Origin of the sequence: Kitasatospora purpeofusca (assembly GCF_042691725.1) — a bacterium.
GTDB lineage: Bacteria > Actinomycetota > Actinomycetes > Streptomycetales > Streptomycetaceae > Kitasatospora > Kitasatospora purpeofusca_B.
Genome location: NZ_CP170483.1, coordinates 2442065 through 2460408 on the forward strand (window position 1 = coordinate 2442065; position 18344 = coordinate 2460408).

Genomic DNA, 18344 nt, shown 5'->3' on the forward strand with positions numbered 1-18344 from the left:
TCAGTACCGCTCGCCGGCCGCCGCCGGCAGCGCGTCCAGCTCGGCGAGGTCCGCCGGCGAGAGCACCAGGTCGGCCGCCGCCGCGTTCTCCTCCAGGTACTTCGGCGTCCTGGTCCCCGGGATCGGCAGCACGTACCGCCCCTGCGCCAGCACCCAGGCGAGCGCCACCTGCGCGGGCGTCGCGCCGTGCCGCGCCGCGACCGCCCGCACCCGCTCCACCAGGGCCAGGTTGGCCTTCAGCGCCTCCTGCTGGAAGCGCGGGAGCCCGCGGCGGAAGTCGTCCGCCGGCAGCTCGTCGAAGGACGCGATGCCGCCGGTCAGGAAGCCGCGGCCGAGCGGGGAGAACGGCAGGAACGCGATCCCCTGCTCCTCGGTGTACGGCAGCACCTCGGCGAGCGAGTCCCGGGTCCAGAGCGACAGCTCGTTCTGCACCGAGGCCACCGGGTGGACGGCCTGCGCGCGCCTGATCTCCGCGACGTCCACCTCGGAGAGTCCGATCCGCCGCGCCTTGCCGGCCGCGACCGCCTCGGCGAGCGCGCCCCAGGACTCCTCGACCGGCACCTCCGGGTCGATCCGGTGCAGCTGGTACAGGTCGACGTGGTCGGTGCCGAGCCGGCGCAGGCTGTCGTCGATCGCCCGCCGGATGTGCTCGGGCCGCCCGTTGCGCAGCACCCGCTCCTCGGCGTTGCCCGGCACCAGGCCCACCTTGGTGGCGAGCACCGCGCGCTCCCGGTGCGGCCCGGCCAGCGCGGCGCCGACCACCTCCTCGTTGCTGTACGGCCCGTAGATGTCGGAGGTGTCGATCAGCGTGACACCGAGGTCCAGCGCCTGCCGGATCACCCGCACCGAGTTGTCGTCGTCACGGTTGTGGACGTCGTAGGCCCAGGTCATCCCCATGCAGCCGAGGCCGACGACCCCGACCTCGGGGCCCTCGCTGCCGAGCGTGGCGTTGCGCATGACGGTACTCCTCACGTGTGGCGGTCCCCATGGTGCCGACCGCGACCGGATCAACGGGAACAGCCTCCCCCTTGGAGTGCGCTCTAGGTCAAGCCGAACCGGGCAACCGGGGCCGAGCCGCCGCCGTCCCCCGGGCAACGGTTCCCGTGGCTTCACCTCCCGGTCCGAGGAGGAGGACGACGTCGCGCCCACCCGCCCCCACTTCCACGGCCGGCCCGGCTCGGCTCCCGACGGCGCGTCACATCGCCGACGGGCGCTGGGCGTTCAGCGCGGATCCCGGCGGAACCTTAAGGTCCGCGTAAGCCTTGCCACGGCGTTCCTTTGACGCGCCGAAGGTCCTTGACGTGCCCAGGTGGTCTGGTCCAGGTTGATGCTCAGCACCGCGCACCTCCCCCACCGGACCACCCCTCCGCCGCCGCCCGCCCCGCGCCACCTCCCCCTGCGCGAGGCGGGCGGCGCCTCCTGGCCCCCGAGAGGCACCCCCATGCCACGCGCGCCCCACGACGACACCGCCGCCCGGCACCGGCGCCCCGCCGCCCGCACCAAGCTGCTCGGCCTCACCGCCGCTGTGGTCCTGGCCGCCGGCGGCCTCGCCACGCTCGCCGGGAACGCCGGGGCCGCCGACGGCAACCTGCTCGGCAACCCCGGGTTCGAGAGCGGCTCACTGGGCGCCTGGAGCTGTTCCGGATCGACCGGAAGTGTGGTCAACTCCGGTGCGCACGGCGGCTCGTACGCGCTGCGCGGCGAGGTCTCCGGCGCCGACACCGCGCAGTGCGGCCAGAGCGTCGCGGTGAAGCCCAACACCACGTACACGCTGAGCGCCTGGGTCCAGGGCCAGTACGTGTACCTCGGCGCGACCGGCAGCGGCGTCACCGACCCGGCCGTCTGGACCCCCGGCGGCTCCGGCTGGCAGCAGCTGACCGCCACCTTCACCACCGGCGCGGCCACCACCAGCGTCAACGTCCACCTGCACGGCTGGTACGGGCAGGGCGCCTACCTCGCCGACGACGTCACGCTCACCGGCCCCGGCGGCAACCCGAGCACGCCGCCGCCCACCACCCCGCCCACCACGACTCCGCCGACCACGCCACCGACCACGCCGCCGACCGGTGGGCCGACCACCCCGGCGCCGAACGTCGCCCTCCCGGTGGCCCCGTACATCGACATGGGCGCCTGGCCCACCCCGTCGATGCCCGCGATGGCGAAGTCGGGCAACCTCAAGTCCTTCACCATGGGCTTCGTCACCGCCGTCGGCTGCAAGGCCGGCTGGTTCAACGCCTACGACCCGCGCACCGGTTGGGCCAAGGACCAGATCGACGCGCTGCGCGCGGCCGGCGGCGACGTCAAGCTCTCCTTCGGCGGCGCCAGTGGCACCGAACTCGCCGCTGCCTGCACCAGCGTCGACTCCCTGTTCGCCGAGTACGACGCCGTGGTGAACGCCTACAACCTGCGCTACGTCGACTTCGACATCGAGGGCGCCGCGATCGCCGACACCGTCGCCAACGAGCGCCGCTCCGCCGCCCTCGCCAAGCTGCAGAAGGCCCACCCCGGCCTGAAGGTCTCCTTCACCCTGCCGGTCCTGCCCGAGGGCCTGACCACCGAGGGCGTCGCCGTCGTCCGCTCCGCCCGGGACGCGGGCGTGGACGTCGACGTCGTCAACGTCATGGCGATGGACTACTACCGCGCCGGCACCGACTACGGCGACGCCGCCGTCCAGGCCGCGCAGTCCCTGTACGGCCAGCTCAAGGCGCTCTACCCGGCCAAGGGCGACGCCCAGCTGTGGGCCATGGTCGGGGTCACCCCGATGCTCGGCGAGAACGACGACCACCAGATCTACAACCAGGCCGACGCCCAGCAGTTGGTCGCCTTCGCCCGGCAGCACCACCTCGGCACGCTGGCCTTCTGGGACGCCACCCGGGACGCCAACGCCTGCACCGGCGGCGGCCTCTTCAAGTGCACCAACATCCCGCAGCAGCCGTACGAGTTCGCGAAGATCTTCGCCCAGTACACCGGCTGAGCCCGCTCCGGGCACAGCGCCGGCGGCCCCCTTCCCGGGGCCGCCGACGCCCGCGAGGCCGGCTCCCCCGTCTCCGGCGTCTTCCTCGAGGACTACCGCGAGGCCGCCCGGTGACCCCGGCGCCCTTCCGCGCCGCTACACCGGGGCGGTGACCTTCTCCACCGGGCCGAAGTCGCGGAAGGTGCCGTGGGTGCGCATCGGGACGCCCCGCAGCTCGGTCTTCCGGTCGTAGCGCACGGTGCGGCCCTGGGCGTCGATCCACTGGTCGAGCCGGAAGCTCGTCACGCCCTTGCCCTTGAGGATCTTGTAGCTCTCGGGCTCCACCGCCTTCATCCGCTCCAGGTCGACGGTGCCGGAGAGGTGGAAGCACGGGGTGCCCTCGCAGTCCTCCATCCCCTTGCGGGCGGACCTGCCGAGGTCCAGCAGTGCCTTGGCGTAGCCGTGGTAGTCGGGGATCCGGTCGCCCAGCGGGGAGGTGCGCCAGCTACTGCCGCTCTTGATGTAGGTGGTGCCGTCGTCGGTCACGATGGTGCTCGGGCCGCTGTCGCTGCCGCCGCCGACGAGGTCGCTGCCGCCCGCGCTCATGGACTCGGTGATCCGGCCGGAGCGGACGGGCCCGTTGAGGTTCACCCGGGCCTTGGTGACGGCGCCGATCGCACCGCCCTCCGTCGTGAAGTCCTGGGTGGCCGCGTACGGCGTCCGCTCCGCCAGCGCGAGCGCCTTCTCCGGGTCTATCGCCCCGCCCTCCGTCGTGGCGGCAGGGGCAGCGGTGGGTGTGGGGGTCGCCGTGGGTGTGGGGGTCGCCGTGGGTGTGGGGGTCGCCGTGGGTGTGGGGGTGAGCGTGGGCGTCTGCGTGGGGGCGTCGGTCGGCACCGCCCCGGACGTACTGGCGGCCGTCGCGGGCGGGGTCGAGGACGCGGCCGGCGTCGCGTCGTCACAGCCCGTCAGGCCGAGGAGGGAGACCGCCACGACGGCGACGGAGAGAACGGTGGAACGACGCATGATCAGAAGAACCCCCGGTCGAGCAAAGAGACAGGGCGCATCCTGACACATCAACTGGTCCGTAGTCGAACCGTTTCCTCCCGGCGCCGCACCACCGCGACGCCCCCGTCCAGGTCGACGCCGGCCCCGGGCGGAGCGCCGGCGTGCTCGTCGTCGCGCAGGACCAACTGGGCCTGGCGCTGCTCGATCTGGACGCGCTTGTTGGCGTTGAACAGCGCGTGCAGCTCCTCGACCGCCGTCATCCCGAGCCCGCCCGCCACCGTCCCGCCCCGCGACCGCCTCCCCCGCCGTCCACTGCGCAGCGCCGCCACCACGAACAGCGCGGTCACCAGCGCCGCCGCCACCAGAACCACCGTCACCACCACCATGCCCGGGCCAACGACCGGTCCGCACGCGATCGTTCCGCACAGGAAGTCGGGCCCGCCGACTTCCTGTGCGCACCGTCGGCTACGCCCCCGCCGCCACCGGTTCCTCGTCCGCGACCTCCAGGCCGTAGGCGACGACCGCCTGCCGCAGGCCGCCCGGGTAGCCGGCCAGGGCGGGGGTGAAGTCCCAGTTCCCGGCGTCGTCGCGGTCGAAGCGGCCGAGGCGCATCGCGATGTTGGACTCCGCGCCGTCCGCCAGGTGCACGATCGCCGCCTCCTGGTCGGCGCCCGCCTCCAGGATCAGCGCCGGTCCGGCGAATCCGGCCATGGTGGCCTCGGGGTGGTTCTCGGTGTCGGCGGCGGCGATGACGACCAGCCGGTCCGCCTCGGCGGGGAGCGCCTCGAAGTCGACCATCAGGCAGGCGTTGGCGTCCTCGTAGCCGGTGGCCAGGCGAACGGAACCGTCGGGCGTGGAGGCGTTGTTGTAGAAGACGAGGTGGTCGTCGGAGAGGGCCCGGTTGCCCTGGCAGACCAGGGCGGCGATGTCGTACTCGTCCTCACCGGTCCAGTGCAGCAGGAGACGGGACGGCTCGGCGGCCACCTCGATCGCCGGCTGCCCGGCGCCGGCATCGCCCCCGACCTCCCCGTAGGCGGGGGCGAACACCTCGTGGAAGCCGTGGTGCTTCAGCAGACCGACCAACTCGGACCCGTTGATCAGCGTGATCGGCTTGCCCGAGACGAACTGGTGCGAGCTGGGACCGAACTTGCTGGTGGTGACCAGCACGGCCTTGGTGGCCTCCCGGTCGTGCTGCAGCGTGCCGAAGAGGTCCCGGACGGCCGACGGCGTCACCGTGTCCCGGTACCGCTTGACCTGCACGATCACGTTCCCGCCCCGGAACGGGTCGGTGTCGATGCCCCGGACGTCCACCCCGCCGTCCTTCGAGCGGGCCGTGAGCTCGACCCTCATGCCCATCGACTCCATCAGCCGGGCTATCAGCCGCTCGAACTCGATCGGGTCCATCTCCAGCAGGAGTTGGAGCTCGCGCACCCGTCGCGCCATCCGGCCGCGGTTCGCGTTGGTGTCGTCGCGCAGGTGCCGGAACAGCATGCGCTGCGCACGGCGCTCGGCGGTGTCGGGGTTGCTGAGGCGGTGGAGCTTGCGGCTCCGGGACATAGGTACTCCCTCGAACGCGCGGAGACGACGAATCGTCAGGCACGCGTCATAAACGGCGACTTCAGGACGGCTTGGGTGTGTCCCCCGCTGGGTAAGTGAGTAGGTTACCGCCGCGCCTAGGCTTTCGGCATGACGACGAACAACAGCGACCTACTCGTGATGACCACGACCCACGACGACGAGGCGAAGGCCCGGACGCTGGCAGCGGACGTGGTACGGGCCCGGCTCGCGGCCTGCGCGCAGGTGTACCGGATCCAGTCCGTCTACTGGTGGGAGGGCGAGGTCCAGGACGCGGCCGAGTGGCGGATCGACTTCAAGACCCGCACCGAACTGGCCGCCGCCCTGACCGACTTCGTCAACGAGCGGCACGACTACGACACCCCCGAGGTCATCGCCGTCCCGGTGGTGGCCGGCAGCCCCGCCTACCTGGACTGGGTGCGGGCGGAGACTGCGGGGAGGTGAACGGAGGTGCGCGCACAGCGCACGGTGGTGAGCGGGAGCGCGAGTCCGAACCCGCGCCCCGGCTCGCATCGGTGGATCGAGGCGTTCGCGGCCCGATCCGCGACGGTGACCAAGACCGCTTGATACGCCTCCGATGAAAGGGAGTTGACCCCAAGAAGGCGGACTCTAGTCCGATGCTCCGGCGCCCCGCGACGGGGTGGGGTTGTCGAGGGGGAATCGGACTTCAGGTGACAAAGCCTGGGGCGTCAGCCATACGCTGGCCACGCAATCGGCAGGCACGCACAGTGTCCACGCTTCCCGACGACATGGTCGACAAGTGGGTGGCAGCCCGCATGGCGAGGCAGGAGATCCTCGCCCGGACACCGCTCCCGCTGCTGAGCTGGGTCATCGACGAAAGCGCGCTCCGATGCCCCATCGGAGGCTGGGACATTCACGAGGAACAACTTCGCCATCTGCTCAAGATCGGACAGATGCGAGGGCTTGAGATTCAGGTGATGCCAATGGAACGCACCCACCACGCCGGCATGGGAGGCTCGTTCATCCTCCTCACCCCCAAGGGGCGGTCACAGATCGCCTTCGCCGAGGTGCAGCACGTCAACAGGCTCATCACCGACCCCGATCAGGTCCGTATCATGAACGCACGGTACAGCAGCATCAGGGCCCAGGCACTGAACCTGTCGGAGTCTCTGGCCTTGATCGAGAAGATCACGGGAGAGCGGTAAGCATGGCCGAGCTGGCATGGTTCAAGAGCAGCTACAGCGGCAACGAGGGAACCGAGTGCGTCGAGGTGGCCGAGACAACCTCCGCCATCCTCGTCCGCGACTCCAAGGACAAGAGCGGCCCCCACCTCACCTTCACCCCCGACAGCTGGCAGGCCTTCACCACCTACGCCACCACCGCCGAGGTCTGAACAACACCCCCGCACGGCCCGCCGCTCCGCACCCGGAGCGGCGGGCCGTCGGTCACCGCCCCGTCCTGGGATGCAAACCGAAGACCGGGTCGTCCTGCATGTACCCGTCGCGCAACTCCAGGTGAACCGCTGATACCTGCGTGTTCCTCAGCAGCTCATCGATCTTCGGAACGCTCCGCGACATCGCATGCCTCCTTCAACGCCCGTGCCGCGCGGGATACTACGGCCTCGTGCGGCCAGCGGGGAGCGTCCCGTCAGAACCAGTGCAGGGTGAACGGGGCGCGGGGGGTGCGGAAGAGGGTGTCGGCGAGGGCGGGGTGGTGGGCGCGGATGTGGCCGGCGCGGACCAGGGTGCTCGGGGTGGTGCCGCCGAGGTAGATCGAGCCCAGGTCGCTGACGTCGAGCGACAGGTCCGGGTCGCGGTCCGTGGTGACGCACTCGGCCTTGCCGTCGCGGACGGTCAGCAGGTAGCGGTTGTGCTCGCCGAGGAAGCGGTCCTCGACGTCGAGGACGAGCTCGCCGTCCGCGAACCAGCCGCGCGCGGTCAGTGCGCGCGGGACGTCCAGCAGGCGCACCCAGAGCCAGTCCGTCTCTCCGCCCACCTCGCCCGCGCGGAAGTCCGCGAGCTGCCAGCGCAGCGGGTGCTCGGTCGGGAGGTGCTTGAACACGATCTGGGTCACCAGGTCGTGCTCAAGCACGAACCGGGCCAGGGCCGTGAACGCGGCGTCGTCGACGGCTATGGTCTCGTCCACGGTCAGGACGACCGTCTTGGTCACGGGGTCGTAGTCACCCCGCGAGTAGCTCGCATACCCGTCCGGCACGCCGTCGGCGTCGCGGTGGACGGCGACGTAGCGCGGCGCCGGGGCGATCGGCGGCTGTCCCGCTCGCAGGGCCCACCAGCGGTGCGGGCGCGACACCGCGCCGGGCTGCGTCCGCCGGTACCGGTCGTAGACCTCCTCCATGAGGTCGACGCACTCGGCCCGCCGCAGCACCTCGACCGTCCCGGTGTCCGCTCCGCCCGCCCGCGGGGCGGCGAGGGCCGAGCGGTGGCGCGGCACCGTCAGCCGCCGGGTGTACGTCGCCGGGCCGTAGCCGAACCGGCGGTAGATCACGGCCTCGGAGGCCAGCAGCACCGAGAGGAACTCCCCGCGCTCCCGCAGCTCCTCGAGCTGGTACCGCATCATCGCGGTGAGCACGCCCCGGCGCCGGTGCGTGGGCAGCACACCGACGGCGGTCACCCCGGCGACCGGGACGACGGTGTCACCGGGCAGGGTGAGTTCGAAGGAGTACGAGGCGGCCGTGCCGATCGGCCGCCCGTCGTCCGCCACCGCCATCACGCCCCGGTCCATCTCCAGGGCCGACCACCAGGCCCCGCCGCCGTCCTCGGCCGTTGTGTCCCGGACGAGCCCGAACGGGGTCAGGAGGGTGTCGACGAAGACGTCGTGGTCCTGCTCGGTGGTGGAACGGATCTCCATGGGTACAACGGCCTCCCCTGGTCACGGCACCACGGCGCGTGGTGCCCGGCTCAGTGCAACGCCCCCGGGCGGCCCGGTCAAGGGGTTTTCTGCCCGTCCCCGCCTCGGCCCTCCTCACGCGTAGCGCAGGGCGGGGCGGGTCAGGAGGCCGAGGAGCGCGCCGAGGGCGAGGCCGAGGAGGGAGTCGAGAACGTCCTGGGCGTCGCAGGCGCGGCCGAGGGCGGGGAGCGCGTACTGGGCGGCCTCCAGGGCGACGGGGAGGAGGACGCCGGCCACGAGGACGGCGGCGGCGCGGCGCCGGGACCCGGCCAGGGCGGCGGCCAGGCCGACCGGGGCGAACATCAGGAGCGCCAGGTCGGCCTGACGGGAGGCGAACCACTCCCCCGGCGGCCGTACGCCGATGACGTCGAGCGTGCAGTGGCGCACGATGCCCGACCAGGAGAGGTCCTGCCAGAACGGGCGCGGGTGCGCCGGCAGGAGGGTCAGCGTGAACACGCCGCCGAGGGCGAGCAGCAGGACGAAGCCGACCGCCCAGTGCGCGCGCAGCAGCCGCCCGACCGGACGGTTCAGCAGTGCCGCCGGGACGAGGGAGGCGAGCAGTCCGGGCCAGAACATCGGCAGCCCGTTCAACACGGTTTTGATCACGCCCGCACGGACGCCGCTCGGCGCCCGCGCGGTTCTCCCGGGCGGGGTCCGTCCCCGACCGGCACTCGAACTGGCGCCCTGTTAGAGTCGGTTGGCAGTCCGACCGAGGGGGGTCATCCGATGAAGTCCCGTGCGCTCGCGATCGCCGTGGCCGTTGCGGCCACCGTGCTGATCGCCGTCGCCTTCCGGCCGACCGACAACGCGCCGAAGCCCGGTAAGCCGGGGTCCGCCTACGCGCCCTCCGTCATGCCCTCCGCGCCCGGAGCCGAGGACAGCTCCGCCGCCTTCACCCGGTACGTCGAGCAGCACGGCACCGCGGAGGAGCGGGCGGCCGTCCTGGGCCACGTCACGAGGCTCAACCGTGCCGTGAAGCAGGACGACCACGTCAACACCTACCTGGCCACCGACTTCCCCGACAACGTCGACGACCGGACCCGCACCATCATCCGCGCCTACCTGAAGTGGGCCGGGCCGAACGAACCGGGCCGGATGCTCGTCCTCTACAACGCCGCCGGCGGGGTGATGGGCGCGATCCTCGTCGCCGACTGGAGCTGACCCGCGCCCGGGCCGCTCAGGCGACCCGCTCGCCGGTCCGGCCGCCCGCCATCGCGTCCCGCACCCCGCGCGAGAGGCGCTCGGCGACGGCCGCGACCAAGGCGCGCGGGCGGCGCGGGGCGAGGTGGGCGCCGATCCGGTTGGCGAGGCCGGGGACGACGTAGGAACGGTCGGCGTCCAGGGCCCGCAGCGCCGCCCGGACGACCGGCTCCGGGGTGCTGAAGCCACCCGTGACGGCGGCCTTCCGGGTGCCGATGACGTTGAAGAACTCGGTCTCCACCGGGCCCGGGCAGAGGGCGAGGACGCGGATGCCGCGCCGCCGGTACTCCTGGCGCAGCGCGAGGCTGAAGTTGAGCACGAAGGTCTTCGACGAGCCGTAGACGGCGAAGTACGGGGTCGGCTGGAAGCCCGCCGTGGACGCCACGTTGACCACCGCGCCCCGGCCGCGCGCGAGCATGCCGGGCAGCAGTTCGTGGGTGAGGTCGACGAGCGCGACGACGTTGACCATCAGCTGGTCGTGGTCGCGCTGCGGGTCGATCGTCTCGAACGGGCCGCAGGTGCCGAAGCCGGCGTTGTTGACCAGCAGGTCCACCGTCAGGCCGCGGTCGGCGAGTTCGGCGGCTGTCCGGCGGGCGGCGTCGGGGGCGGAGAGGTCCTGGACGAGGACGTGGGCGGTGATGCCGTGGGCCTCGCCGAGCCGCTTGGCGAGGTCGTGCAGGCGGTCGGCGGAGCGGGCGACCAGGACGAGGTCGTGGCCGCGCGCGGCGAACTGGGCGGCGAACTCGGCGCCGAGGCCGGAGGAGGCGCCGGTGATCAGAGCGGTGGTGGCCGTGCGCACGATGGTGCTCCTTGTCTCGCAATGTGTGACACGAGAGTATCGGATAACAGCAGAGATGCGACACCACTGTTTCATTTAATGAGCGACCCGTTCCCCCGCTGTACCGTTCCCCGGTACGTCAGAGCTGGAGGCACACCATGAGCAACACGCCCGGGCGCCCGCTGCGCGCCGACGCCGAACGCAGCATCCGCGCGATCCTCGCGGCGGCGGAACGCGTCCTGGCCGAGACCCCCGGCGCGTCCATGGAGCAGATCGCGGAGGCGGCCGGCGTCACCCGGACCACCGTCCACCGCCGGTTCGCCAACCGGCAGGCGCTGGTCGACGCGCTCGCCGCCGAGGCCGCCGCCAAGCTCGCGGAGGCCATCGAGGACGGCCGCCCGGAGACCGCCCCGCCGCTGGTCGCGCTGCACCGGGCGACGGCCAACGTACTGCGGGTGAAGGCCGCCTGGGGCTTCGCGCTCGGACCGGCCGCCGCGCAGAGCGAGCAGGCCGCGCGGACGCACGAGGAGATCAACCGCCGCTGTCTGGAACTGCTCGGCCGGATCCGGGAGGAGGGGGTCATCGCCGCGGACGCGGACCTGGAGTGGGTGCGCCGGGTCTTCTACGCGCTCATCGGCGAGGCCCTGCACGGCGACACCGGCACGGCGCCCGCCGAAGCCGATCCGGACGCCCTGGCGGCCCGGATCGTCGACACCCTGCTGTACGGCGTGGGCCCGCGCGGGACGGACTGACCACCGGAGCCGGACGCGGCCCGGCACGCCGGTGGCCGGCCACCGGCGGGGGATCAGCCGCAGACCTCCGCCAGCCGCTCGGCCCCGACCTGGTCCGCCAGGACGCCCAGCAGCCGCGTCTGCTCGGCGACGGCCGCCTCGTCGGGCTTCTCCAGGTACAGCGCCGGGTGCAGCATCACGGAGACCACCGCCACCCGGTCCGGGTTGCCCGGGCAGGGCACCATCCCCGCCGCGACGCCCTCGGTGCGCATGATTCCGCGCCCGGCCAGCTCGCGAGGGCTCCGCGCCCCAGCCGGCGCGTCGATCTTGTCGTCCGCCCCCAGCGCCGCCAACTGAACCGCCAGGCCCTCCTCCCCGTCCACGGTGATCCAGCAGCTCCGCATGTCCGGCGAGCCGTCGTCGTGGACCTTCGTCCGCCAGTCCTCCACCCCCGGCTTCCCCTTGGGCATCAGGGAGTTCAGCGGCGTTCCGGCATCCCGCCGGAAGCCGCACAGGGTCTGCCGCACCACCGCCGGCTCGTCGTCGCCCAGCAGCACCACGCCACCGGTGACGGCCGCCGCCAGCACGACGAGCGCGCCGGCGGCCAGGGCCCAGGTGCGCCCGGAGGCCCGCCGACCGCCCCCGGTCACCTCTTCCGCCACCGGCTCGCCCACCGGCCCGGCCGCCGAATCGCCCGGTTCCGTCCGCGTCGTCGCGTCCACGTAGCACTCCCCTCGGCGCCCGGGCCCACCGACCGCCACTTGATCATCTGCGCGGCGCGCAGCCTACCGCGCCACGCCCCCCGTCGATCGCACACGCCCCTCCCGCGCCCGGTCCCGGCGCCCAACTCCCCCATATGGCATGAAAATCCTCTATCTCCCTCGTTCGAGGGAACTATCGCCCGTGTCCCCACTTTTGCGGCGCGATGAGGGAACATCAGCACGTCCGCGCCCGAACGACCTCCGTCCGGGCGGTAGAAACCGGCCCCTGGGACCAGCCCGTGACCACCTCCGCCCCCGTGTGGGACTGCCCCTTCAACCACACCGACGGCCTGGAGTTCGACCCCCTGCTCAAGCGCCTGCTGACCGAGGAGCCGATCGCCAGGATCCGTCTTCCGCACGGCGAGGGCGAGGCCTGGCTCGCCACCCGCTACGAGGACGTCCGGGTGGTCACCACCGACCGCCGGTTCAGCCGCGCCGCCGGCATCGGCCGTGACCTGCCCCGGATGACGCCCGCCCCGATCGCGCAGGTCGAGTCGATCAACCTGATGGACCCCCCGGCCCACAACCGCCTCCGCCGGCTGGTCGCCCAGGGCTTCACCAACCGCCAGGTGGAGCGGATGCGCCCGCACACCCAGCGCGTCGTCGACGGCTACTTCGACGAGATGGAGGAGCACGGCGCACCCGCCGACCTCGTCCGCTTCCTGTCCGCCCGGCTGCCGCTCACCACCATCTGCGAGCTGCTCGACATCCCCGCCGAGGACCGCACCGAACTCCGCGGCCACGCCGTCGCGATGATGTCGATGGGGCCGGGCAGCGGCGCGGGCCAGGTCAACGCCAAGGCCGCCCTGCGCGCCTACTTCGCCGAGCTGACGGCCGCCCGCCGCCGCTCGCCCGGCGAGGACCTCGTCAGCGCGCTCGCCACCGCCCGGGACGGCGCCGAGCTGCTGGACGACGACGAACTCGCCGTCATGGCCATGGTCCTGCTGGTCACCGGCCACGACACCAGCACCTACCAGCTCTCCAACATCACCTACACCCTGCTCACCCACCCCGAGCAGCTCGCCAAACTGCGCGCCCAGCCCGACCTGCTGCCGCGCGCCCTGGAGGAGCTGCTGCGCTTCATCCCGTTCCGCCAGGGGGTGGGCATCGCCCGGGTCGCCACCGAGGACGTCGAGCTCGGCGGGGTGCTGATCAAGGCCGGCGAGCCGGTGCACGTCTCCTACCTGGCCGCCAACCGGGACCCGGCGATGTACGAGCGGCCCGACGAGCTCGACCTCGACCGCGGCGCGCCCACCCACATGACCTTCGGCTACGGCACCCACCACTGCCTCGGCTCCCACCTGGCCCGGATGGAGCTCCAGGTGGCCATCGGCACCCTGCTGAACCGGTTCCCCGGGCTGCGGCTCGCCGTGCCGCCCGCCGAGCTGGACTGGCAGACCGGCTCGATCTGGCGCTACCCGCAGACCCTGCCGGTCGCCTGGTGACCTGGCGACCCCCCTCCTCACCCAGCCGCATCCGTAGACCCGGGCCCGCCCGACGGGAGATCCACCCATGGCAACACTCTGCAGACCCGCCATCGCCGTTCCCGAGCACGTCATCACCCTCGACGAGACCCTCGACCTGGCCCGCGCCCTGCACGCCGACCACCCCCAACTCGGCCTCGCGCTGCGGCTGATCGAGAACACCGGGGTGCGGACCAGGCACCTGGTCCAGCCCATCGAGGAGACCCTGCGGCACCCGGGCTTCACCGTCCGCAACGCCGTCTACGAGCGGGAGGCCAAGCGCCGCGTCCCCGAGGTGGTCGAGCGCGCCCTCGGCCACGCGGAACTCGCCGCCCGGGACGTCGACCTCATCCTCTACGTGTCCTGCACCGGCTTCATGATGCCCTCGCTGACCGCGTGGCTGATCAACGCGATGGGGTTCCGCTCCGACACCCGGCAGCTGCCGATCGCCCAGCTCGGCTGCGCGGCCGGCGGCGCCGCCGTCAACCGGGCGCACGACTTCTGCCGCGCCTACCCCGGCGCCAACGTGCTGATCGTCGCCTGCGAGTTCTGCTCGCTCTGCTACCAGCCCACCGACATCGGCGTCGGCTCGCTGCTCTCCAACGGCCTGTTCGGCGACGCGATCGCCGCCGTGGTGCTGCGCGGCCGCGGCGGCACCGGCGTCCACCTGGAGCGCAACGGCTCGCACCTGGTGCCGGACACCGAGAACTGGATCTCGTACGGGGTCAAGGACACCGGCTTCCACTTCCAGCTCGACAAGCGCGTCCCGGGCACGATGGAGATGCTCGCCCCGGCCCTGCGCGCGCTGGCCGTCGAGCACGCCTGGGACGTCTCCGGCCTCGGCTTCTACATCGTGCACGCGGGCGGCCCGCGGATCCTCGACGACCTCTGCCACTTCCTCAACCTGGAGCCGGCCGCGTTCCGCTTCTCCCGGGCCACGCTCACCGAGCGCGGCAACATCGCCAGCGCCGTGGTCTTCGACGCACTGGCCCGGATGTTCGAGGAGGGCGGGGTCGAGGACGGCACCCAGGGGCTGATCGCGGGCTTCGGACCGGGCATCACCGCCGAGATCTCGCTGGGCAGTTGGGTCGGCGCGCCGCTGGAGGCGATGGTCCCGCGCCGGTCGCGCGCCATCGACACCGCGGAGTTGACGATCGCTCACCGGACGGCCCCCCTGCCGCGTCCGGCCGGGTCTACGATCACCGAATGACCGATACCACGGATGCCACCGACACCGAAGGCACCGCAGGCACCGTCGAGGCACCGGACGACGCCGGAGCCCCGCTGATCCCCAGACCACCCCGCCCCGCCGAGGCCGACCGGACCCCCTCCGAAACCGACCGCGCCGACGAGCTGGCCGCGCGCTTCCCCGCCCTGCACGCCCCGCAGTACTGGGCCTGGGGCCGCTACGACGCGCAGTTCTCCACCGTCCTGCCACCGGACGAGCTGATCACCAACATCCACCTGGTGGGGTTCACCGACAGCGGCCGGGTGGTGCTCTGCCGCGACGAGCGCGACCACTGGTTCCTGCCCGGCGGCACCCGCGAGCACGGTGAGTCGGTGGCCTCCTGCCTGGTCCGCGAGCTGCGCGAGGAGGCCGGCGCCCGGCTGCTCGGCGAGCCGGTCTGGCTGGGCGCGCACCGCTGTGTGACCGACGAGCCGGTGCCCTACCGGCCCTGGCAGCCGCACCCCGAGAAGGCCTGGCTCTGGGGCTGGGCCGAGATCACGGTGGACTCCGTCCCGACCAACCCGGACGACGGCGAGCAGGTGGTCGAGGTCCGTGAGGCGGACCCGGCCGAGGCGCAGCGGCTGCTGCTGCGCGGCCACGACACGTGGTGGGGCGAGCTGATCGCGCTGGCGGTGGAGCTGCGGTCGCGTCCGCGCTGAGCCGCGATATTCCCCCGCTCCAGGAAAAGCACCGGAATGGCGCAGCAGCGGGCCCCGGTGTCCGGTATCCGGTGGTATGACTCGAAGGGACTCGGGTCCTTCTCGGGCCCGCACCGACGGGAGCCGTCATGGACAACTACCCGCTGCTCAACATCTTCTGGACGATGCTGGAGCTGTTCCTCTGGATCCTCTGGTTCTTCCTGCTCTTCAAGATCATCACGGACATCTTCCGCAGCCATGACATGGGCGGCTGGGCCAAGGCCGGCTGGATGATCCTGGTGATCCTGCTGCCGCTGATCGGTGTGCTCGTGTATGTGATCGCGCGCGGCAGGGGCATGGGGGAACGCGACATCGCGCAGGCCCAGAAGGCCGACGCCGCGTTCAAGGCGTACATCCGCGACGCGGCGGGCACCGAACCCGGGGAGGGGGCCGGGGCGGCGCCCCCCGGCCGCAGCCACGTCGAGGACCTGGCCAAGCTGGCCGACCTCAAGGCCAGCGGGGCCATCTCCGAGGAGGAGTACCAGAAGGCGAAGGACAAGCTGCTGGTGTGAGGCCGGCGGCGGCCGGTGGACGGGTGTCCACCGGCCGCCGCCGTCCGCTCAGCGTGATCCGCTCAGCGCCATCCGCTCAGCGCCGCCCGGTACGGCGGTCGCCGGAGCGGCGGTCGTCCGCCGAGCCGCCGCCGGCCAGCCCGGCCCGGCGCAGCGCGTCCGCCATGGCGCTGTTGCCCAGCGGCGCCGAACCGCCGGAGCCGCCGGAGCCGCCCCGGTCGCGGCGGTCCTGCCCGCGCCCGCCGCCCTGGCCGCCCTGCCCGCCCTGGCCGCCGCGCCGTTCCTGGCGCGGCGGGCGGGCCTGGCGGTCGCCGCCGCGCCCGCCGCCCTCGTCGCCGCGCCCCACCTCGTCGTCCAGCCGCAGGGTGAGCCCGATCCGCTTGCGCGGCACGTCCACCGAGGTCACCCGGACGGTCACGATGTCGCCGGGCTTGACCACCTCGCGCGGGTCCTTGACGAAGTTCTTCGACAGCGCCGACACGTGCACCAGGCCGTCCTGGTGGACGCCCACGTCGACGAAGGCGCCGAACGCGGCCACGTTCGTCACCACGCCCTCCAGCACCATGCCGACCTCCAGGTCGCCGAGCTTGTCGACGCCCTCCTTGAAGGTCGCGGTGCGGAACGCCGGGCGCGGGTCGCGGCCCGGCTTGTCCAGCTCGCCGAGGATGTCGGTGACGGTCGGGACGCCGAAGGTGTCGTCGGCGAAGTCGCCCGGCCGCAGGGCGCGCAGCTTCCCGCTGTTGCCGATCAGCTCGCGCAGCTCCCCGCCGGTCGAGGCGAGGATCCGGCGCACCACCGGGTACGCCTCCGGGTGCACGCTGGAGCCGTCCAGCGGGTCGTCGCCGCCCGGGATCCGCAGGAAGCCCGCGCACTGCTCGAAGGCCTTGGGGCCCAGCCGGGCCACGTCCTTCAGCGCCTTGCGGGTGCGGAACGGGCCGTTGGCGTCACGGTGGGCGACGATGTTGTCCGCGAGCGTGCCGGTGATGCCGGAGACCCGGGTGAGCAGCGGGGCGGAGGCGGTGTTGACGTCCACGCCGACCGCGTTGACGCAGTCCTCGACGACGGCGTCCAGCGAGCGGGAGAGCTTCACCTCGCTCAGGTCGTGCTGGTACTGGCCGACGCCGATCGACTTCGGGTCGATCTTGACCAGTTCGGCCAGCGGGTCCTGGAGCCGGCGGGCGATCGAGACCGCGCCGCGGATCGACACGTCCAGCTCCGGCAGCTCCTGCGAGGCGAAGGCGGACGCCGAGTAGACCGAGGCGCCGGCCTCGCTGACCATCGCCTTGGTGAGCTTCAGCTCCGGGTGGCGCTTGATGAGGTCCTCGCCGAGCTTGTCGGTCTCCCGGGAGGCGGTGCCGTTGCCGATCGCCACCAGGTCGACGTCGTGCTTCTTCGCCAGCGCGGCCAGGCTCGCCAGCGCCGCGTCCCACTTGTTGGCGGGCTGGTGCGGGTAGATCGTGTCGTACGCGACCACCTTGCCGGTGGCGTCCACCACGGCGACCTTCACGCCGGTGCGGAAGCCCGGGTCCAGGCCCATGGTGGCGCGGGTGCCGGCCGGGGCGGCGAGCAGCAGGTCGCGCAGGTTGGCGGCGAAGACCCGGACCGCCTCGTCCTCGGCCTCCGCGCGCAGCCGGCCGCGCAGGTCGATGCCGAGCCGGACCAGGATCCGGGTGCGCCAGGCCCAGCGGACGGTGTCGCCGAGCCACTTGTCGGCCGGGCGGCCGTGGTCGGCGATGCCGAAGCGGGCGGCGATCCGCTGCTCGTAGTCGCTCGCGCCGGGCAGGTCGCCGTCCTCCGCGCCGTCGTACGGCGACAGGTCGAGGTCCAGCACCTCCTCCTTCTCACCGCGCAGCATCGCCAGGATGCGGTGCGAGGGGAGCTTGGTGTACGGCTCGGCGAAGTCGAAGTAGTCGGCGAACTTCGCGCCCTCCTGCTCCTTGCCCGCGCGGACGGTGGCGACCATCCGGCCGCGCGTCCACATCCGCTCGCGCAGCGAGCCGACCAGGTCGGCGTCCTCGCCGAACCGCTCGACCAGGATCGCCCGCGCGCCCTCCAGCGCGGCCGGGGCGTCGGCCACCGACGCGTTCAGGTAGCCGGCCGCCAGCGCCGCCGGGTCCTGGGTCGGGTCGGCGAGCAGGGTCTCGGCCAGCGGCTCCAGCCCGGCCTCGCGGGCGATCTGCGCCTTGGTGCGCCGCTTCGGCTTGAACGGCAGGTAGATGTCCTCCAGCCGCGCCTTGGAGTCGGCGGCCAGGATCTGCGCACGCAGCGCGTCGTCCAGTTTGCCCTGCGACCCGATCGACTCCAGGACGGCGCCGCGCCGCTCCTCCAGCTCCCGCAGGTAGCGCAGCCGCTCCTCCAGGGTGCGCAGTTGCGCGTCGTCCAGCGAGCCGGTCGCCTCCTTGCGGTAGCGGGCCACGAACGGCACCGTCGCGCCGCCGTCCAGCAGCTCGACCGCCGACTTCACCTGCCCCTCGCGGACGCCCAGTTCCTCGGCGATCTTCCGCTCGATCGCCTTCTGGGCCTGCTGGGCCGCCTGTTCGACTGGCGTGGTCACGAAGCCGGTCACCTTCTT

19 protein-coding genes are annotated in these 18344 nt (G+C 72.7%); 10 read left to right on the forward strand and 9 right to left on the reverse strand.

Annotated elements, in window-relative coordinates; all coding sequences use genetic code 11:
* Positions 1-957 carry an aldo/keto reductase gene (locus ACFCLZ_RS09970; protein WP_380284459.1) on the reverse strand — a complete coding sequence of 319 codons (957 nt, stop codon included), beginning with the start codon at positions 955-957 and terminating at the stop codon, positions 1-3.
* 484 nt (positions 958-1441) lie between these two features.
* Between ACFCLZ_RS09970 and ACFCLZ_RS09975 the strand changes: the two genes are divergently transcribed.
* A complete protein-coding gene (locus ACFCLZ_RS09975; protein WP_380284460.1) occupies positions 1442-2974 on the forward strand; it encodes a carbohydrate binding domain-containing protein in 1533 nt (510 codons plus the stop codon).
* Positions 2975-3109: 135 nt separating this feature from the next.
* On the opposite strand, the gene ACFCLZ_RS09980 is transcribed toward ACFCLZ_RS09975, so the two are convergent.
* From ACFCLZ_RS09980 to ACFCLZ_RS09990, 3 genes are all read right to left on the reverse strand, one after another.
* Complete coding sequence (locus ACFCLZ_RS09980) at positions 3110-3976, reverse strand: hypothetical protein (protein WP_380284461.1); 867 nt, start codon at positions 3974-3976, stop codon at positions 3110-3112.
* Between the two features lie 50 nt (positions 3977-4026).
* Positions 4027-4344 carry a DUF6191 domain-containing protein gene (locus ACFCLZ_RS09985; RefSeq protein ID WP_380284462.1) on the reverse strand — a complete coding sequence of 106 codons (318 nt, stop codon included), beginning with the start codon at positions 4342-4344 and terminating at the stop codon, positions 4027-4029.
* A gap of 79 nt (positions 4345-4423) precedes the next feature.
* Positions 4424-5515, reverse strand: coding sequence for a restriction endonuclease (locus ACFCLZ_RS09990; protein ID WP_380284463.1), 1092 nt, complete (start codon positions 5513-5515; stop codon positions 4424-4426).
* A gap of 129 nt (positions 5516-5644) precedes the next feature.
* Between ACFCLZ_RS09990 and cutA the strand changes: the two genes are divergently transcribed.
* The 3 genes from cutA (at position 5645) to ACFCLZ_RS10005 (ending at position 6887) form a co-directional block, all read left to right on the forward strand.
* A complete protein-coding gene (gene cutA, locus ACFCLZ_RS09995; protein WP_380284464.1) occupies positions 5645-5977 on the forward strand; it encodes a divalent-cation tolerance protein CutA in 333 nt (110 codons plus the stop codon).
* Between the two features lie 284 nt (positions 5978-6261).
* A complete protein-coding gene (locus tag ACFCLZ_RS10000) occupies positions 6262-6699 on the forward strand; it encodes a DUF5753 domain-containing protein (RefSeq protein ID WP_380284465.1) in 438 nt (145 codons plus the stop codon).
* Positions 6700-6701: 2 nt separating this feature from the next.
* Entirely contained in the window at positions 6702-6887 is a 186-nt protein-coding gene (locus ACFCLZ_RS10005) for a DUF397 domain-containing protein (RefSeq protein ID WP_380284466.1), read from the forward strand.
* Between the two features lie 254 nt (positions 6888-7141).
* Here ACFCLZ_RS10005 and ACFCLZ_RS10010 read toward each other — a convergent pair whose 3' ends face one another.
* Positions 7142-8362: a GNAT family N-acetyltransferase gene (locus tag ACFCLZ_RS10010; RefSeq protein ID WP_380284467.1), complete on the reverse strand. Its 1221-nt coding sequence runs from the start codon at positions 8360-8362 to the stop codon at positions 7142-7144.
* A gap of 114 nt (positions 8363-8476) precedes the next feature.
* Entirely contained in the window at positions 8477-9007 is a 531-nt protein-coding gene (locus tag ACFCLZ_RS10015) for a VanZ family protein (RefSeq protein ID WP_380284468.1), read from the reverse strand.
* Between the two features lie 120 nt (positions 9008-9127).
* On the opposite strand from ACFCLZ_RS10015, the gene ACFCLZ_RS10020 reads away from it, so the two are divergent.
* Positions 9128-9562 (forward strand): hypothetical protein, encoded by a 435-nt coding sequence (locus tag ACFCLZ_RS10020; protein WP_380284469.1) that lies wholly within the window; start codon positions 9128-9130, stop codon positions 9560-9562.
* Between the two features lie 16 nt (positions 9563-9578).
* On the opposite strand, the gene ACFCLZ_RS10025 is transcribed toward ACFCLZ_RS10020, so the two are convergent.
* A complete protein-coding gene (locus tag ACFCLZ_RS10025; protein ID WP_380284470.1) occupies positions 9579-10400 on the reverse strand; it encodes an SDR family NAD(P)-dependent oxidoreductase in 822 nt (273 codons plus the stop codon).
* 137 nt (positions 10401-10537) lie between these two features.
* On the opposite strand from ACFCLZ_RS10025, the gene ACFCLZ_RS10030 reads away from it, so the two are divergent.
* A complete protein-coding gene (locus ACFCLZ_RS10030; RefSeq protein WP_380284471.1) occupies positions 10538-11131 on the forward strand; it encodes a TetR/AcrR family transcriptional regulator in 594 nt (197 codons plus the stop codon).
* A 53-nt stretch (positions 11132-11184) separates the two neighbouring features.
* On the opposite strand, the gene ACFCLZ_RS10035 is transcribed toward ACFCLZ_RS10030, so the two are convergent.
* Entirely contained in the window at positions 11185-11832 is a 648-nt protein-coding gene (locus ACFCLZ_RS10035; RefSeq protein WP_380284472.1) for a hypothetical protein, read from the reverse strand.
* 278 nt (positions 11833-12110) lie between these two features.
* Here ACFCLZ_RS10035 and ACFCLZ_RS10040 point away from each other — a divergent pair, with 278 nt between their 5' ends.
* The 4 genes from ACFCLZ_RS10040 to ACFCLZ_RS10055 all read left to right on the forward strand — a co-directional run bounded on the left by ACFCLZ_RS10040 (position 12111) and on the right by ACFCLZ_RS10055 (position 15772).
* On the forward strand, positions 12111-13316 hold the full coding sequence (locus tag ACFCLZ_RS10040; protein ID WP_380284473.1) for a cytochrome P450: 1206 nt from the start codon (positions 12111-12113) through the stop codon (positions 13314-13316).
* 67 nt (positions 13317-13383) lie between these two features.
* A complete protein-coding gene (locus tag ACFCLZ_RS10045; RefSeq protein WP_380284474.1) occupies positions 13384-14544 on the forward strand; it encodes a type III polyketide synthase in 1161 nt (386 codons plus the stop codon).
* Positions 14541-15221: an NUDIX domain-containing protein gene (locus ACFCLZ_RS10050; protein WP_380284475.1), complete on the forward strand. Its 681-nt coding sequence runs from the start codon at positions 14541-14543 to the stop codon at positions 15219-15221. The genes ACFCLZ_RS10045 and ACFCLZ_RS10050 overlap by 4 nt, the downstream gene beginning before the upstream one ends.
* A 128-nt stretch (positions 15222-15349) precedes the next feature.
* A complete protein-coding gene (locus ACFCLZ_RS10055; protein WP_380284476.1) occupies positions 15350-15772 on the forward strand; it encodes an SHOCT domain-containing protein in 423 nt (140 codons plus the stop codon).
* A gap of 76 nt (positions 15773-15848) precedes the next feature.
* On the opposite strand, the gene ACFCLZ_RS10060 is transcribed toward ACFCLZ_RS10055, so the two are convergent.
* Positions 15849-18326, reverse strand: a complete 2478-nt coding sequence (locus tag ACFCLZ_RS10060) for a Tex family protein (protein WP_380284477.1) — start codon at positions 18324-18326, stop codon at positions 15849-15851.
* Positions 18327-18344: the final 18 nt, after the last annotated feature.